We start from the raw sequence: 16,073 nt of genomic DNA on the forward strand, positions 1-16,073 counted from the left end.
TTCTACAGATGCTCGCCGAAACAATTGGCAAAACCTGACCAAGCGATCCATCACACGGCTTCTTGCTCGCGGCGATAGGCGTAGGTATCGGCGAAGCGTGACAGCAGGAATTCGGCGCAGGTGGTCGTCGGATATTTCGCCGGATGCTCTGCGTCCTGACAACCCGGCAGGCATTCGATGCGGGTGTCCGGATGCGGCTCGGCGAAGAACGGCATCGAGTAGCGATCCACGCCGAGCGGGCTGATCACCCGGTGCGGGGTCGAGCGATAACGGTCGTTGCTCCAGCGCGCCATCATGTCGCCGAGGTTGACCACGAAGGTGCCGTCGATGGGCGGTGCATCGATCCATTCGCCTTTGACGTTTTTCACTTGCAAGCCGCCGGCACTGTCCTGATAGAGCAGGGTGATGCAGCCGTAATCAGTGTGCGCGCCGGCACCTTGCTGCTCGGCGGAGCTGGCAGTGTGGCGCGGTGGGTAATGGATCATGCGCAGCACGCTGACGGGGTCGTTGAAACGGCTGTCGAAGAAATCGCGTTCGATGTTCAGGGCGATGGTCATCGCGCGCAGCAGGGTTTGCGCGAGTGCCTGCATATCGAGGTAATGCTGCTCCATCAAGGTTTCCCAACCCGTTTGCGATGGATGCCGGTTAGGACCGCGCAACGGTTTTTCGGCGAGCACATCGGGATGGTTGGCCGGCAGGTGCAGGCCCATGTCGAAGGTTTCTTTGAGGTCGCTGGGTTTGCTCGGGTCGAGTTGCTCGGTGGCGATGGCGCCGTAGCCACGATGGTGGCGGGTCTGGGTGATGTCGATCTTGAGTTTTTCTGCTGCGGGCAGGGCAAAAAAACGCTGAGTCTGATCGAGGATGGCATCGATGCGCTGCGGCGAAATCGGGTGACCCTTGATGTAGAAGAAGCCCCAGTCGCGGCAGGCTTGGTCGATTTGCCCGGCCACGGCGGGCCAGGCGTTTTCGTCGTCGCTATAGAGCGGGCTGATATCGATGATCGGAAGCTGATCCATTTCGCATTCTCTATTGTGATCGTTCCCACGCTCCGCGTGGGAATGCCTCAATGGACGCTCTGCGTCCGCTTTTGGCAGGGACGCGGAGCGTCCGGGCGGCATTCCCACGCAGAGCGTGGGAACGATCGGGGTCAGGGGGATTACTTCGGCATCTCGGCCTTCATGCCTTCAACGTAATAATTCATCGACGCCAGTTCCGCAGTGTTCGCACTCACACCCGCCGGGATTTTTTCGACGCCGGCCTGATCCTTGATCGGCCCGGTAAACGGCTGCAACGCGCCGCTCTTGATGTCGGCAATGATCTGCTCGGCCTCGGCTTTCACCGGTGCCGGTACCAGGTCGCTGATCGGCAGTTCAACCGTGCCTTCCTTCAACCCACCCCAGTAATCCTGAGGTTTCCAGCTGTGATCGATCACGCTCTGCGTCGCCTGAATGTAATGCGGCGCCCAGTCGTTGACGATCGAAGTCAGCACCGCTTTCGGCCCGAAGTGGGCCATGTCCGAGGCATACCCCACCGCGTACACGCCACGACGTTCGGCAGCCTGAATCGGCGCCGGGCTGTCGGTGTGCTGGAACACCACGTCGACGCCCTGATCGATCAGTGCGTTGGCCGCATCGGCTTCCTTGCCCGGGTCGAACCAGGAGTTGACCCACACCACTTTGATCTCGGTGCCGGGGTTGTACTTGTTCAGCGCCAGCTGGATGGCGTTGATGTCGCGGATCACTTCCGGGATCGGGAACGAAGCGACGTAACCGATCTTCTTGGTCTTGGTCATCTTCGCCGCGAGGAAACCACCGACGTAGCGACCCTCGTAAGTACGCGCCAGATAGGTGCCGAGGTTCTTGTCCTGTTTGTAGCCGGTGGCGTGTTCGAAGGTCACCTTGGGAAACTGCTTGGCGACTTTGACGGTGGGGTTCATGTAGCCGAAGGAGGTGGTGAAGATCAGGTCGTATTTATCCTTGGCCATGTTGCGGATCACCCGCTCGGCGTCGGCGCCCTCGGCGACGTTCTCCACATAGTTGGTGGTGATCTGATTGCCGAATTTTTCCGCGAGGGCCTTGCGCCCCTGCTCATGCTGATACGTCCAGCCGTGGTCACCGATCGGGCCGATATAGACGAAACCGACCTTGAGCGGATCGGCAGCGCTGGCGCTCAGACTGATTCCCAGACCGAGGGCGGCGCACAGCAGTTTGTGCAGCGGACGTATTTGCATGAATTCGAACTCCATTTTGTTGTGTGTGGTCAGGGCCAATGCAAATTGCTGACCAACAGGACAACAAACTCCTTCGAAACCGCAGTGTGACCTTCGCGAGCAAGCTCGCTCCCACAGGTGAACGCATTTCAATGTGGGAGCGAGCTTGCTCGCGAAGGGGCCGGCAGGGCCGATAAAAGTGCATGCCTGAAACCAGCTGCCATCGCTTGGTGCGCTAAGGTGTAACGAAACGTTAGCGCCGCCCCGCAGTCAGTAGCTCATTCGCTCTCTTTCGGCAAAAGGCCCGCCATGCTCACAATCCTCAAACAAGAAAGCTTTCTGCTGCTGGCAGTCATCGCTGCGTGCGTTGCCTATCCGCTGGAACACTGGCTGCTGCACAGCGGCCAGATCGTCGCGCTGCTCGGCGGTCTGGTGCTGATCGCCTTCATCGTCGCCGCCTCGATGCGCGTCGCCCATCACGCCGAATTGCTCGCGGAAAAGGTTGGCGATCCTTACGGCACGATGATCCTCACGCTTGCGGCCGTGCTGGTGGAAGTGGTGATTCTCGCGATCATGATGAGCAACGAAGCGTCGCCCACGTTGGTGCGCGACACGATCTATTCCGCCGTGATGCTCGACATCAACGGCATCCTCGGCCTCGCCGCACTGATGGGCGGGATCAAACATGGCGAGCAGTCCTATAACGACGATTCCGCGCGCAGCTACAGCGTGATGATCCTCACCGCCATGGGGGTGTCGATGGTGGTGCCGGAGTTTATTCCCGAGGCCAACTGGAAGATTTATTCGGCGTTCACCATCGGCGCGATGGTGGTGCTTTACGCGCTGTTTCTGCGCATGCAGGTCGGCCCGCACAGTTACTTTTTCAGCTACAGCTATCCGGACAAACGCCGCAAGAAAGAACCGCAGGACGCGCAGACGAATGCGCCGAGCATCGGCCTGTCGATCGGCATTCTGGTGTTTGGCATTGTGGTGATCGGCGCACTGGCCGAAGTGATGTCGAAGACCCTCGATCTGGGCCTGGAAGGCACGGGCGCGCCGCCGGTGATCACGGCGATTCTGGTGGCGGCGATTTCAGCAGCGCCGGAGATTTTGACCGCGTTGCGCGCAGCGTTGGCCAACCGCATGCAGTCGGTGGTGAACATTGCGATGGGCGCGTCGCTGTCGACGGTGATTTTGACGGTGCCGGTGATGGAAGCGATGGCGCTGTATACCGGCCAGCCGTTTCAGATGGCGATGACGCCGGTGCAGACGGTGATGATCTTCATCACGCTGATCGTCAGCGCGATCAACCTCAATGACGGTGAGACCAATGCCATCGAAGGCATGACGCACTTCGTGCTGTTCGCGACGTTCATCATGTTGTCCCTGCTCGGTCTCTAGCCCCGACACAAAACAACTGTGGGAGCGAGCTTGCTCGCGAAAGCGGAGTATCAGTCAACTCAAATATTGACTGACACGACGCCTTCGCGAGCAAGCTCGCTCCCACAGGGATTGGTGATCGGATCAGGTACCGGCGATCAACTGGCGCGCCGCCTGGCTGTGATCGGCGATCAGGCCTTTCAGATCAAGACCCTCAACCTGGCCATCAACCACGCGCCACTTGCCGCCAATCATCACCCGATCCGCACGATCGGCACCGCACAACAGCAACGCCGAAATCGGGTCATGGCTACCGGAGAAGCGCAGTTCATCGAGCTTGAACAACGCCAGATCCGCCTGCTTGCCCACCACCAGCTCACCAATATCGGTCCGCCCCAACAGACTCGCCGAACCCTTGGTCGCCCAGCCCAGCACGCGTTCCGGGGTGATCTTCTCGGCGCCGTAACGCAGACGCTGGATGTACAACGCCTGACGCGCTTCGAGAATCATGTTCGACGCATCGTTGGACGCCGAACCATCGACGCCCAGACCAAACAGCGCGCCGGCATCAGTCAGATCGATACTCGGGCAAATGCCGGAGGCCAGACGCATGTTCGAACTCGGGCAATGGCAGATACCGGTACCGGCCTGACCGAGGCGGGCGATTTCGTCCGGGTTGAAGTGAATGCCGTGGGCCAGCCAGGTGCGCGGGCCGAGCCAGCCGACGCTGTCGAGATAATCGACGGTGCGCAGGCCGAAACGCTGCAGGCAGAAATCTTCTTCATCGAGGGTTTCGGCCAAGTGCGTGTGCAGGCGCACGTCGAGCTTGTTCGCCAGTTCCGCGCTGGCCGACATGATTTCCGGGGTCACCGAGAACGGCGAGCACGGCGCCAAAGCGATCTGGATCTGCGCGCCGTCGCCACGCTCGTGGTACTCGTGAATCAAGCGCTGACTGTCGTCGAGAATCACCTGACCTTCCTGCACGGTCTGCTGCGGCGGCAGGCCACCGTCCTTCTCGCCGAGGCTCATCGAACCGCGGGTGAGCATGGCGCGCATGCCCAGTTCGCGAACGCTTTCGACTTGCACGTCGATGGCATTCTCCAAGCCATCCGGGAACAGGTAGTGGTGATCGGCCGCAGTGGTGCAGCCCGACAGCAGCAGTTCGGCCAAAGCGACTTTGGTGGCGAGCGCGAGTTTTTCCGGCGTCAGGCGCGCCCAGACCGGGTACAGGGTTTTCAGCCACGGGAACAACGGCTGATTGACCACCGGCGCCCAGGCGCGAGTCAGGGTTTGATAGAAGTGATGGTGGGTGTTGATCAGGCCCGGCAGGATCACATGTTCACGGGCGTCGAACACTGCATTGCACGGCGCCGACGGCTGTTGGCCAGCGGCGAGGACTTCGACAATGACACCGTCTTGCACAACAAGACCGCCACGGGCATCGAGCGAGTTGGAGGTGAAAATGGCGAGGGGATTTTTTAACCAGGTACGGGTCGCGGGCATGTTGCCGGCTCCTCTGAAAATGGGGTTCAGGGTTGCCAGCTCAGTGATGCCCTGTCTGCTGATCCAGGGTCGCCGCGAGGACGAGGTGCGCAGTTTCAAACAAATTGTTGCAGCGGGCAAGCCCAACCCGACAGGACAACACGGTCCCTTGTAGGAGTGAGCCTGCTCGCGATAGCGGTGTATCAGGCAATACTTTTGCTGAACGACACACCGCTATCGCGAGCAGGCTCACTCCTACAGGGGATTTGTATGCTTACCAGGGAATCGTTTCACCCTTGTAGTTGATGAAGTGATGCCCGCCCTTGCCGGTATACGCATTCACCTGATCAACCAGCCCACGGGTGCTGGTATCCACGTCAAGGTCAGCCCCTTCGCCACCCATGTCCGTCTTCACCCAACCCGGATGCAGCGACAACACTGTCATCTTCTGCTCACCGAGTTGCGTGACAAAACTGTTGGTCATCGAATTCAGCGCAGCCTTGCTCGCTTTGTACAGCGCCAACTCCGGCGCGTCCGGCACCGTCACGCTACCCAACCCGGAACTCATGAACGCCAGCACGCCGCTGCCATCGCGGATCTGCCCGACAAACCGCTGGGCCAGATTGATCGGTGCCACCGCGTTGGTGAAAAACAGCTGACCGACCTCAGCCAGTGTCGCGCCGCCCGGGGTCTGGTCCGCCGGGCCTTTGACCCCGGCGTTGACGAACAGCAGGTCAAACGTTTCGCCCTTGAGCTGCTGACTCAGGGCGATCACCGCTTGCTGGTCATCCATGTCGAGCTTCTCGATCCGCACCTTGCCCAGCGCTTGCAGCGCCTCGGCGTTTTGCGGATTGCGCACGGTGGCGGTGACTTGCCAGCCGTCGGCCAGCAGGGTTTTCACCAGACCAAGGCCGAGGCCTCGGGAGGCGCCGATGATCAGTGCGTTTTTTGCAGACATGATGGGCTTCCTTGATGAATGAGGATCATGGATTCAATGGACAGGCCTGACCGAGGCGAAGTTGCAACTCTTGCCGCAGCGTGTCGAGTTCGCGCATACGGGTTTCGATCAGTTGCAGTTTGTCGCGCAGCAACTGCGCCACGGCGTTGTCCGGGTTGGGGGCGTTCCACAGCGCGGCAACGCTGTCACTGATCTCGCCGAGGGTAAATCCCAGGCGTTGCGCGGTTTTGATATAGAGCACCAGTTGCACCATGTCTGGCGGATAGTCGCGGTAACCGTTGGCACGGCGTTGCGCGGCTATCAGCCCACGCTGCTCGTAGAAGCGCAGAGTGTCACGGCTGACGGCGCAGGCCTGGGCTAATTCACCGATGCGCATGCGGGCTCTCAAAAAGGCTATTGACCCTGGAGCATACTCCAGGCTTTACCGTGCTTGCTCCCTGAATTTTGCGGAGCATGGATGATGTGGACTTCAACGCAGTATCGCAATGTGGTGCTTGGCAGTGCCTGGTATGACCTGATCGTCACGGTGGCATTTGCCACGCCGTGGAGTTTTGCCGCTTTGCATGGGTTCTTGACCGCGCTGAATTTGCCCGGTGAACTGCCGGCGTTTGCGCCTGTGCACCTGTTGATGGCGAATTTGCTGGGCTCGGTGGTGTGCGTGTGGGCGGTGCTGCGGATTCGTGATCCGCAGGCGCTTTATGGACGGTATGACGCGGTGGGGCGGTTTTTGTTTGCGACTTGGCAAGCATATGCCTTGGCCCATGGCGCCAGTTCGATCCTGATTATTTTCCTGGTCTTCGAACTGGCGTGGGGCGTTGCTCAGGTGTTGCCTGTGCGGACGCCTTCGCGAGCAAGCTCGCTCCCACAGGGGATCTGAGTGAACTCGGTCAACTGTGGGAGCGAGCTTGCTCGCGAAGAGGGCAGTGAATTCACCTCTTAATGCCCTGACTGCCAAGGCTGCCCAAGCGAAACCGGCGCATACAACCGCGTCCGCAACGCATCCCGCGACAACAGCACCAGCACCACAATCGTCGCCACATACGGCAGCATCGCCAGCAGACTCGACGGAATCGCCAGCCCCAACCCCTGCGCCACCAAGTGCAGGATGCTGGCGAGGCCGAACAAATAAGCCCCGAGCAACAACCGCCACACCCGCCAACTGGCAAACACCACCAGCGCCAGGGCGATCCAGCCACGCCCGGCGGTCATGTTTTCCGCCCACATTGGCGTGTACGCCAGCGACAAATACGCTCCGGCCAGCCCGGCCATCGCCCCGCCAAACAGCACCGCCAACGTGCGCACGGTCAACACCGGCAAGCCCATCGCACTGGCCGCATCCGGATTCTCGCCGACCGCTTGAATGATCAACCCGACACGACTTTTGATGATCACCCACGCCACCAGCGCAAACAGCACGAACGACAGGTACACCAGCAAATCCTGAGCAAACAGCATCCGCCCGATCAGCGGAATCTCACTCAGATAAGGAATCGCCAACGGCTCAAAACCGGCCAGTGGTTTACCGACCCAAGCTGCGCCGACAAAGGTCGACAGCCCGACACCAAAAATCGTCAGCGCCAACCCGGTCGCCACCTGATTGGCGTTGAACACCAACGCCACTAGCGCAAACAGCGACGACAACAACATCCCGGCCAGCATCGCCAGCAACACGCCGAGCCACAGGTTGCCGCTGTTGAGCGCGACGATAAAACCGATCACCGCGCCAAACAGCATCATCCCTTCCTGCCCGAGGTTGAGCACGCCGCTCTTCTCGCAGATCAATTCCCCCAGCGCCACCAGCAACAACGGCGTGCCGCAACGCACCATGGCGTAGAAAATATTGCTCAACAGATCGATATCCATCACAGCGCTCCGGCGGTTACGGCAGTGGTCGAAGTGCGCTTCACCCAACGCAGGTTCAGGCGTGGCCGATAGAGAATCAGCACGTCACTGGCGAGCAGGAAAAACAGCATCATTCCCTGAAACAACTGGGTGATCGCCTGCGGCAGATTCAGGGTCATTTGCGCGCTCTCGCCGCCGATATACAGCAGCGCCATCAACAGGCTGGAAAACAGAATCCCGATCGGATTGAGGCGTCCGAGAAACGCCACGGTGATTGCCGCGTAGCCGTATCCCGGCGACACCTGCGGCACCAATTGGCCAATCGGTCCGGTGACCTCGCAGACACCCGCGAGCCCGGCCAAGCCGCCACTGATCAACAGCGCCAGCCAGATCAAACGCTTCTCGCGAAAGCCGACGAACCCCGCCGCGCGCTTGTCCAGCCCGAGTACTTTGATCTGGAAACCGACAAAGCTTTTCTGCAACAACACCCACACCGCGACCAGTGCGAGCAGGGCGAAATACACCCCGGCGTGCACGCGGCCATCCTCCATCAGCAGCGGCAAACGGCTGGCATCGCCGAACATCGCCGACTCGGGAAAGTTGAACCCGGCGGGATCCTTCAGCGGCCCGTGCACGCAGAACAGCAGCAGGTTCAGCGCGATGTAATTGAGCATGATGCTGGTGAGGATTTCGTTGGCGTTGAAGCGTGTGCGCAACCATGCGGTCAGCCCGGCCCACGCCGCGCCGGCGAGGGTGCCGGTGAGCAGAATCAACACCAGCGCCCAACGACTTTGCAGGTCGATAATGTTCACCGCCAAGGCACTGCCGGCGAGCGCGCCGAGGAGTAATTGACCTTCGGCGCCGATGTTCCAGATTCGCGCCTGATAGGCCACTGCCAAGCCCAGTGCGCAGAGCAGAATCGGCAGCGCCTTGACCAACAATTCAGAGACGCCATACAAATCGCTGACCGGTGCGATCAGCAGCGTGTGCAAGGTTTGCAGCGGGTCATGACCAAGGGCGATAAACAGCAGCGAGCCGCAACCGAGCGTCAGCGCCGCCGCCAATAACGGCGAGCACCACAGCATCAGGCGCGATTGCTGGCCACGGGGTTCGAGGGAAAGCAGCATGTGTATAACTCCGTTAAAACGTGGCGGCTGAAGGGGCGTGGTCGAACTGGCCGGCCATCCAGCCGCCAACGTCGCTGAGTTGTGTCTTGCTGGTGTCTTGCAGTGCCGACAAACGTCCACCGCACAGCGCGCCGAGGCGGTCGCTGATCTGGAACAATTCGTCGAGGTCTTCGGAGATCACCAGAATCGCCGCGCCGGCATCGCGCAGCGCGATCAGCGCACGGTGAATGGTCGCGGCGGCGCCAACGTCGACGCCCCAGGTCGGGTGCGCGGCGATCAGCAGTTTCGGTTGCTGGAGGATTTCCCGGCCGAGAATGAATTTCTGCAGATTGCCGCCGGACAGACTGCGCGCGGCGGTTTGTGTGTCCGGGGTTTTTACACCGAAGCGCTGAATGATCTGTTGGGCGAGGGCTTCGACTTTACCGCGCTGGATTAGCCCGTTGCTGACCAAGCCTTGTTGGAAAGCCGTCAGCAGGGCGTTGTCCGCCAGACTCAATTCCGGCACCGCGCCATGCCCGAGGCGTTCGGCGGGGACGAAAGCCAGGCCCAGTTTGCGGCGGGCATCCGGGCGCAAATCGGCGACGTGTTGCTCGGCGAATCGAATGGTCGCGGCTTGCGCCCGAGGCAAGGTTTGCTCGCCGCTGAGCAGTGCCAGCAACTCATCCTGGCCATTACCAGCGACCCCGGCGATGCCGACAATTTCGCCGCTGCGCACTTGCACATCAATGTCAGTCAGCGAGCAGCCGAACGGATCCGGGTTGTGCCAACTCAAGCCCTTCACCTGCAAAAACGCCGCGCCGCCGCTGACCTTCGGATAGTCGCCAATCAACGCCGCCGCTTCGCCGACCATCATCTGCGCCAATTGCTGATCCGAGCACTCCGCTGGCAGGCAATGTCCGGCCACGCGCCCACCGCGCAGAACCGTCGCGCTGTGGCACAACGCGCGCACTTCAGCGAGTTTGTGGCTGATAAACAGAATGCTGCAGCCTTCGGCGGCGAGGCGGCGCAGGGTGATAAACAATTCGTCGGCCTCTTGCGGCGTCAGCACCGAGGTCGGCTCGTCGAGAATCAGCAGGCGAATGTCCTGCATCAGGCAACGAATGATCTCCACCCGTTGCCGCTCGCCGATCGACAGGCTGTGGACAAGTCGCTCCGGCTCCAGCGCCATGCCATAACGGCGCGACACTTCACGAATTTTCGGTTCCAGTTGTTTCGGCGTGCCGGCTGCTGCGCCCATCGCCAAAGCAATGTTTTGCGCCACGCTGAGGGTTTCGAACAGTGAGAAATGCTGGAATACCATGCCAATCCCCAACTGCCGCGCCTGCGCCGGGTTGCGGATATTCACCGGCTGACCTTGCCAAAGCATCTCGCCGGTGTCGGCCTGGGTGACGCCGTAGATGATCTTCATCAACGTACTTTTGCCCGCACCGTTTTCACCGAGCAGGGCGTGAATTTCACCGGGCGTGATGCTCAGGTCGATGGCATCGTTGGCCAGACAACCGGGGTAGCGTTTGCTGATGTGGCGCAGTTGCAGGCGCGGGGTGTTGGAAGCAATTGGCATGACAGGCTCGACTTGCTTGGAGTTGTGCCTGTGGATAAAGCAATTTCCTGGCCATTGAGTCAGGAACGCGAGCGGGCCGCGTGGGGCAGCACTCGGTATAGAGCATTGAAGGCCGAATCACGTACGACGATGGCACCAATTCAGAGCAAAGCCGTTGCTCGGGCGCCAGTTTTGCCCGTCGCGATATGATCAAAAAACGAGCAATCCCTTGGGGGCTAGATGGATCCAGCGACTGCGCCAGCCATGAACGGGTTATCCACAGCTTGTTCCACAGTTATTGTGCGCAAGCTGCAAACCCGGGCATAAGCACTGCGGTGCTTTCTTCTAATGGTGATAAACCGCGCTAACTGACTGTTTATGTTTGAAAATTTCGTTTCGTCGGGAGAATTGAACGAAAAGTGAACAAACCGCGCAAAGCCACGTGACAGAAGGGTTACAGCGGAATGTGCTCAGGTTATCCACAGTCGGGTGCACAGCCGATGTGGGCAACTCTGTGGAATAAGGAAATTCGGGATCGCCCCAAAAGATCGCAGCCTTCGGCAGCTCCAACAGGGGAGCGCATTTCAAATGTAGGAGCTGCGGAACGCTCGGGCCGCGATCGGACGATCTTTTGATCTTTTATCGTTGAAGCAAAATCCGCCCACGGCTCAAATCAGCTAGCTGGGTTTGCAAGACATCGATCTGCGCCTCACCCACCGCCAACTTCAACTCAACGCCGTTTGCCGTGAAGTTTTCTTCGACAACCAATCCACCCAGATCGGCCACCCGCAACTTCACCAGCGCCAACTCGGCAAACCCGCAAGCACAGCTCAACGGCACCCGGCTGATCAATTCGATTTTGGCCGCCGTCTGCAGGCACTTGTTCGCGCCACCGCCATAAGCCCGGGCCAAACCGCCCGTGCCGAGTTGAATGCCGCCGTACCAACGGCTCACCAATACCGCGACCTGATCGCAATCCTGCGCTTCAATCGCCGCCAGAATCGGGCGCCCGGCCGTGCCGCCCGGTTCGCCGTCGTCATTGCTGCGGTATTGATCGCCGAGTTTCCACGCCCAGCAATTGTGCGAGGCGTTCAGATCGCTGTACTGCTCGAAAAACGCCTGCGCGTCGGCAGGGCTGCCGATTGGCGTGGCGAAGGTGTTAAAGCGGCTTTTGCGAATCTCTTCGCGGTACTCGCAAAAACCGCTGAGGGTGAAAGGCATAAACGTCTTATAGAGGAGGAGTGAGGCCGCAGCCTTTGAGAATGATGCGGATCAGGTTGTTGCCGGCGTCTTCCATGTCCTGCTTGGTCAACTTGCTGCGACCACTGACGCGGCAGATCTGCGTGGCGAAGTCGGCATAATGCTGAGTGCTGCCCCACAACAGGAAGATCAAGTGCACCGGATCGACCGGGTCCATTTTGCCCGCATCGATCCACGCTTGAAATACCGCCGCGCGGCCAGTGAACCAGGCGCGATAATCCTGATTGAAATATTCGCTGAGGCATTCGCCGCCGCTGATCACTTCCATCGCAAAGATCCGCGAGGCCTGTGGCTGGCGGCGGGAGAATTCCATCTTGGCGCGGATGTAGCGAGTCAGCGCTTCGGCCGGATCGTCCTCGGCGGTGAGGGTGTTGAAGGTGCTGTCCCACAACTCGATGATGTTGCTCAGCACCGCCACGTACAAGCCAAGCTTGTTGGTGAAGTAGTAATGCAGGTTGGCCTTGGGCAACCCGGCATTCTGCGCGATGGTGTTCATGCTGGTGCCTTTGTACCCGTGACGAGCGAACTCGTCTTCGGCGGCTTTGAGGATGGTCTCTTCGTTCTTCTGACGAATGCGGCTGGCGGGTTTGCCGCCATGGGCAGGGACTTCAAAGGTCATAGGCACTTCCGGGTTTGTCTGTGGGTGCAACCAGTTGCGTTGATAGCGCACCCACAGGCATCCGACAAGTCCTTGCGCGAAAAACCGTTACGCCTGTTCGATCTTGTTCAGCGGCGCGTGCGCTTCAGCGGCCTCGGTTTTCGACTCCGGCAGCAGCAGGCACAGGATGATTGCGGTCAGGCCGCCGCTGGTGATCGCCGAATCAAACAGGTTCTGCACCAGTTTCGGCAATAGGTGTAGCAGGGTCGGTTGTGCGGCGATGCCCAGGCCGACGCCGAACGACGTGGCGATGATCAACATGCTGCGTCGATCCAGCGGCGACTGCGCGAGGATGCGCACACCGGCAGCCGCCACCGCGCCGAACATCACCAGGGTCGCGCCGCCGAGCACCGGTTTCGGAATCTGTTGCAGCACCGCGCCGATCATCGGGAACAAGCCGAGGCAAAACAGAATCGCGCCGATGTACAGCCCGACGTAGCGGCTGGCGACGCCGGTCAACTGAATCACGCCGTTGTTCTGCGCGAACGTGGTGTTGGGAAAGGCGCTCAAGGTCGCGGCGATCATGCAGCTGACGCCATCGCCGAGTACGCCACCGCGCAGGCGGCTTATATAAGAAGGGCCGCTGATCGGTTGGCGAGCGAGCATGCAGTTGGCAGTGAGGTCGCCGACGGTTTCGATGGTGCTGATCAGATAAATCAGCGCGACCGGCAGGAAAGCCGTCCAGTCGAAGTTGAAGCCAAACTTGAACGGCGTAGGAAAACTCATCAGCGGCAAGTCAGGCAATGGCTGCGGTACCAGTTTCCCACTGAACCACGCGGCCAGGCTGCCGAGCAGCAAACCGATGATGATTGCCGACAAGCGTACCCATGGCGTGTTCGAGCGGTTAAGCAGGATGATCGTCAGCAACACAAACACGCCCAACGCCAGATTGCCCGGCGCACCGAAGTCCGGCGCATTGAAGCCTCCGCCCAGATCGGTAATGCCGACCTTGATCAGACTGATGCCTATCAGCGTGATGACGATTCCGGTCACCAACGGCGTGACCACGCGGCGCAATTGCCCGATAAAGCGGCTGAGGACGATTTGCACGATTGCGCCGAAAAAGCACACACCGAAAATCATCGCCAGAATGTCTTCCGGGCTGCCGCCGCGCTGCTTGACCAGAAACCCCGCCGACAGCACCGCACCAAGAAAAGCAAAACTGGTGCCTTGCAGACAGATCATTCCCGCGCCGATGCCGAACGGCCGCCGCGCCTGAATAAACGTGCCGACGCCCGAGACCATCAAGGCCATGCTGATCAGATAAGGCAAATGCGCAGTCAGCCCGAGGGCCGAGCCGATCACTAATGGTGGGGTGATGATGCCAACGAAACTGGCGAGCACGTGCTGCAGCGCGGCAAGAATTGCAGCGGCGGGTTTGGGGCGGTCGTTGAGGCCGTAGATCAGGTCGCTGGACGGTGCGGAATCTGGCTGCATGGCTTAAGGCTTCTTGTTGAAGGATCGGGGTTGATCCAGCACTGCAAAAAGCTGTCCACTTGCTCAGGTTATTTGCCGGATTTGTCGCCAGGGCCCAACACTGGCGGGCCTCGGCGGATTTTCAACGCGTTGCCGCCAGACTCTCCAAAAAGCTTTCCAGCACCAAATGAGGGCGCCGCCCCTTGCGCGTGACCGATGCGAGGCTCAGGTCGTAGAAACGTGTTTGCGATTTCAGCGCACGCAAACGACCTTGCTGCACCCAGAGGCTGGCGTAGTGATCCGGCAGGTAACCGATGTAGCGTCCGGTCAAAATCAAAAACGCCATCCCTTCACGGTCGGAGGCGCTGGCGGTGCAATTGAGTGCCTGGTAATGCGCCTGAATCTCCGCCGGCAAACGAAAGGTCGGGGCAATCGCGTCCTGACTGTTAAGGCGTTCGTCATCGAGTTGTTTGTCATCGACATAAAACAACGGATGGCCAACCGCGCAATAAAGCAGCGAACGCTCGCTGTACAACGGCTGATATTCGAGGCCCGACAACGCACTGGCCTGCGGTACCACGCCGACATGCAGACGCCCATCGAGCACGCCTTGCTCGACTTCATTGGGCGCAATCATGCGGATCTGGATCTGCACATCCGGCCCGCGTTCTTTCAATTGGGCGAGGGCGTGGGTGATGCGCATATGGGGCAGGGTGACGAGGTTGTCGGTCAGGCCAATGATCAACTCACCCCGCAGATGCTGGTGCAGGCCGTTGACTTCGGTGCGAAAGCTTTCCAGTGCACTTAACAGTTGCAGTGCCGACTGATACACCTCGCGACCTTCCTCGGTCAGCGAAAAACCGGCTCGACCACGCTGGCACAGACGCAAACCGAGGCGCTGCTCCAGATCGCTCATCTGTTGGCTGATCGCCGAGCGACCGATGCCGAGCACGGTTTCCGCTGCCGAGAAGCCGCCGCACTCCACCACACTGCGAAAAATCCGCAGCAAGCGGATATCAAAGTCACTGACCTGGGCCAGCGGATCGGGGCGACGGCTGCTCATCTTATTGTTCTCATTGTTTAGCAAAGTTCTAACTGAAGGTTAGAAGAGTTGGATTTCACCGACTTTATCCGCGTGGCAATTTAGCTGCAACAACGCTTTTTATCTCCCTGACGCTTATGCCCTGCGAGGTTTTGCCCGATGAACATGCCTGAAAACGCGCCGTCGCCACTGGCCAGCCAACTGAAGCTGGACGCGCACTGGATGCCGTACACCGCCAACCGTAACTTCCAGCGCGACCCGCGACTGATCGTTGGTGCTGAAGGCAGTTGGCTGATCGACGACAAAGGCCGCCGGGTATACGACTCGCTGTCCGGGCTGTGGACCTGCGGCGCCGGCCACACCCGCAAGGAAATTCAGGAAGCGGTTTCCAAGCAATTGGGCACCCTCGATTACTCGCCGGGCTTCCAGTACGGTCATCCGCTGTCGTTCCAGCTGGCCGAGAAGATCACTGAGCTGACCCCGGGCAACCTCAACCACGTGTTCTTCACCGACTCCGGTTCCGAGTGCGCCGATACCGCCGTGAAAATGGTCCGTGCCTACTGGCGCCTGAAAGGTCAGGCGACCAAAACCAAAATGATCGGCCGTGCCCGTGGCTACCACGGCGTGAACATCGCCGGCACCAGCCTCGGCGGCGTCAACGGCAACCGTAAGCTGTTCGGTCAGGCGATGATGGATGTCGATCACCTGCCGCACACGCTGCTGGCGAGCAATGCCTTCTCCCGTGGCATGCCGGAGCAGGGCGGTATCGCCTTGGCCGATGAACTGCTGAAACTGATTGAGCTGCACGATGCTTCGAATATCGCCGCGGTATTCGTAGAGCCTATGGCCGGTTCCGCTGGTGTACTGGTTCCGCCACAGGGTTACCTGAAACGTCTGCGCGAAATCTGCGATCAGCACAGCATCCTGTTGGTGTTCGACGAAGTGATCACCGGTTTCGGCCGCACCGGCAATATGTTCGGCGCCGACACCTTTGGCGTGACCCCGGATCTGATGTGCATCGCCAAGCAAGTCACCAACGGCGCGATCCCGATGGGCGCGGTGATTGCCAGCTCCGAGATCTACCAGACATTCATGAACCAGCCGACCCCGGAATACGCCGTGGAATTTCCACACGGCTACACCTACTCGGCACACCCGG

The 16,073-nt window shown here is 60.0% G+C and carries 15 protein-coding genes (1 of these 15 only partly in view); 3 read left to right on the plus strand and 12 right to left on the minus strand.

The features are described from left to right. Positions 1-50: 50 nt before the first annotated feature. Both AB4O01_RS23830 and AB4O01_RS23835 read right to left on the minus strand, forming a co-directional pair. Positions 51-1,016, minus strand: coding sequence for a 2-oxoglutarate and iron-dependent oxygenase domain-containing protein (locus tag AB4O01_RS23830; RefSeq protein WP_460089779.1), 966 nt, complete (start codon positions 1,014-1,016; stop codon positions 51-53). A gap of 140 nt (positions 1,017-1,156) precedes the next feature. Continuing rightward, on the minus strand, positions 1,157-2,230 hold the full coding sequence (locus tag AB4O01_RS23835) for a BMP family ABC transporter substrate-binding protein (protein WP_093430367.1): 1,074 nt from the start codon (positions 2,228-2,230) through the stop codon (positions 1,157-1,159). 288 nt (positions 2,231-2,518) lie between these two features. Between AB4O01_RS23835 and AB4O01_RS23840 the strand changes: the two genes are divergently transcribed. Further along, positions 2,519-3,610 carry a calcium:cation antiporter gene (locus AB4O01_RS23840; RefSeq protein WP_099757917.1) on the plus strand — a complete coding sequence of 364 codons (1,092 nt, stop codon included), beginning with the start codon at positions 2,519-2,521 and terminating at the stop codon, positions 3,608-3,610. Between the two features lie 123 nt (positions 3,611-3,733). Here AB4O01_RS23840 and AB4O01_RS23845 read toward each other — a convergent pair whose 3' ends face one another. From AB4O01_RS23845 to AB4O01_RS23855, 3 genes are all read right to left on the minus strand, one after another. Continuing rightward, positions 3,734-5,092, minus strand: a complete 1,359-nt coding sequence (locus tag AB4O01_RS23845; RefSeq protein ID WP_460089781.1) for an 8-oxoguanine deaminase — start codon at positions 5,090-5,092, stop codon at positions 3,734-3,736. A gap of 253 nt (positions 5,093-5,345) precedes the next feature. Continuing rightward, positions 5,346-6,032: an SDR family oxidoreductase gene (locus AB4O01_RS23850; RefSeq protein WP_093430321.1), complete on the minus strand. Its 687-nt coding sequence runs from the start codon at positions 6,030-6,032 to the stop codon at positions 5,346-5,348. Positions 6,033-6,054: 22 nt separating this feature from the next. After that, a complete protein-coding gene (locus AB4O01_RS23855; RefSeq protein ID WP_093430322.1) occupies positions 6,055-6,405 on the minus strand; it encodes a MerR family transcriptional regulator in 351 nt (116 codons plus the stop codon). Between the two features lie 84 nt (positions 6,406-6,489). Here AB4O01_RS23855 and AB4O01_RS23860 point away from each other — a divergent pair, with 84 nt between their 5' ends. Continuing rightward, the gene (locus AB4O01_RS23860) at positions 6,490-6,906 is read left to right on the plus strand and encodes a hypothetical protein (RefSeq protein WP_093430369.1); all 417 of its coding nucleotides are present in this window, start codon (positions 6,490-6,492) and stop codon (positions 6,904-6,906) included. A 59-nt stretch (positions 6,907-6,965) separates the two neighbouring features. Here the strand turns inward: AB4O01_RS23860 and AB4O01_RS23865 are convergent, their stop codons facing one another. From AB4O01_RS23865 to AB4O01_RS23895, 7 genes are all read right to left on the minus strand, one after another. Then, positions 6,966-7,892: an ABC transporter permease gene (locus AB4O01_RS23865; RefSeq protein WP_460089783.1), complete on the minus strand. Its 927-nt coding sequence runs from the start codon at positions 7,890-7,892 to the stop codon at positions 6,966-6,968. Continuing rightward, positions 7,892-8,998 carry an ABC transporter permease gene (locus AB4O01_RS23870; RefSeq protein WP_093430325.1) on the minus strand — a complete coding sequence of 369 codons (1,107 nt, stop codon included), beginning with the start codon at positions 8,996-8,998 and terminating at the stop codon, positions 7,892-7,894. Before AB4O01_RS23870 ends, AB4O01_RS23865 begins: the two co-directional genes overlap by 1 nt. Before the next feature lie 13 nt (positions 8,999-9,011). Then, positions 9,012-10,559 carry an ABC transporter ATP-binding protein gene (locus AB4O01_RS23875; protein WP_460089785.1) on the minus strand — a complete coding sequence of 516 codons (1,548 nt, stop codon included), beginning with the start codon at positions 10,557-10,559 and terminating at the stop codon, positions 9,012-9,014. A gap of 618 nt (positions 10,560-11,177) precedes the next feature. After that, positions 11,178-11,759: an IMPACT family protein gene (locus AB4O01_RS23880; RefSeq protein ID WP_460089787.1), complete on the minus strand. Its 582-nt coding sequence runs from the start codon at positions 11,757-11,759 to the stop codon at positions 11,178-11,180. 7 nt (positions 11,760-11,766) lie between these two features. Next, entirely contained in the window at positions 11,767-12,417 is a 651-nt protein-coding gene (locus AB4O01_RS23885) for a TetR/AcrR family transcriptional regulator (protein WP_038360732.1), read from the minus strand. Between the two features lie 87 nt (positions 12,418-12,504). Beyond that, a complete protein-coding gene (locus tag AB4O01_RS23890; RefSeq protein ID WP_460089789.1) occupies positions 12,505-13,893 on the minus strand; it encodes a uracil-xanthine permease family protein in 1,389 nt (462 codons plus the stop codon). A gap of 121 nt (positions 13,894-14,014) precedes the next feature. Next, positions 14,015-14,935: a LysR family transcriptional regulator gene (locus tag AB4O01_RS23895; RefSeq protein ID WP_007914725.1), complete on the minus strand. Its 921-nt coding sequence runs from the start codon at positions 14,933-14,935 to the stop codon at positions 14,015-14,017. Between the two features lie 138 nt (positions 14,936-15,073). Between AB4O01_RS23895 and aptA the strand changes: the two genes are divergently transcribed. After that, positions 15,074-16,073 carry the 5' portion of an omega-aminotransferase AptA gene (aptA, locus tag AB4O01_RS23900; protein ID WP_093430337.1) on the plus strand. Its footprint extends 350 nt past the window's final position, so 1,000 of the gene's 1,350 nt are visible here — the first part of the coding sequence; the start codon lies at positions 15,074-15,076; its stop codon lies beyond the right edge, outside the window.

The sequence above is a fragment of the Pseudomonas sp. S2_E02 genome (assembly GCF_054668355.1).

Bases quoted from the DNA above. Each gene is read 5' to 3' on its own strand.
- AB4O01_RS23885 (WP_038360732.1), bottom strand. From the start codon at position 12,417: ATGACCTTTGAAGTCCCTGCCCATGGCGGCAAACCCGCCAGCCGCATT.
- AB4O01_RS23830 (WP_460089779.1), bottom strand. From the start codon at position 1,016: ATGGATCAGCTTCCGATCATCGATATCAGCCCGCTCTATAGCGACGAC.
- AB4O01_RS23890 (WP_460089789.1), bottom strand. From the start codon at position 13,893: ATGCAGCCAGATTCCGCACCGTCCAGCGACCTGATCTACGGCCTCAAC.
- AB4O01_RS23865 (WP_460089783.1), bottom strand. From the start codon at position 7,892: ATGGATATCGATCTGTTGAGCAATATTTTCTACGCCATGGTGCGTTGC.
- AB4O01_RS23835 (WP_093430367.1), bottom strand. From the start codon at position 2,230: ATGCAAATACGTCCGCTGCACAAACTGCTGTGCGCCGCCCTCGGTCTG.
- AB4O01_RS23855 (WP_093430322.1), bottom strand. From the start codon at position 6,405: ATGCGCATCGGTGAATTAGCCCAGGCCTGCGCCGTCAGCCGTGACACT.
- AB4O01_RS23860 (WP_093430369.1), top strand. From the start codon at position 6,490: ATGTGGACTTCAACGCAGTATCGCAATGTGGTGCTTGGCAGTGCCTGG.
- AB4O01_RS23895 (WP_007914725.1), bottom strand. From the start codon at position 14,935: ATGAGCAGCCGTCGCCCCGATCCGCTGGCCCAGGTCAGTGACTTTGAT.
- AB4O01_RS23880 (WP_460089787.1), bottom strand. From the start codon at position 11,759: ATGCCTTTCACCCTCAGCGGTTTTTGCGAGTACCGCGAAGAGATTCGC.
- AB4O01_RS23875 (WP_460089785.1), bottom strand. From the start codon at position 10,559: ATGCCAATTGCTTCCAACACCCCGCGCCTGCAACTGCGCCACATCAGC.
- AB4O01_RS23870 (WP_093430325.1), bottom strand. From the start codon at position 8,998: ATGCTGCTTTCCCTCGAACCCCGTGGCCAGCAATCGCGCCTGATGCTG.
- AB4O01_RS23840 (WP_099757917.1), top strand. From the start codon at position 2,519: ATGCTCACAATCCTCAAACAAGAAAGCTTTCTGCTGCTGGCAGTCATC.
- AB4O01_RS23845 (WP_460089781.1), bottom strand. From the start codon at position 5,092: ATGCCCGCGACCCGTACCTGGTTAAAAAATCCCCTCGCCATTTTCACC.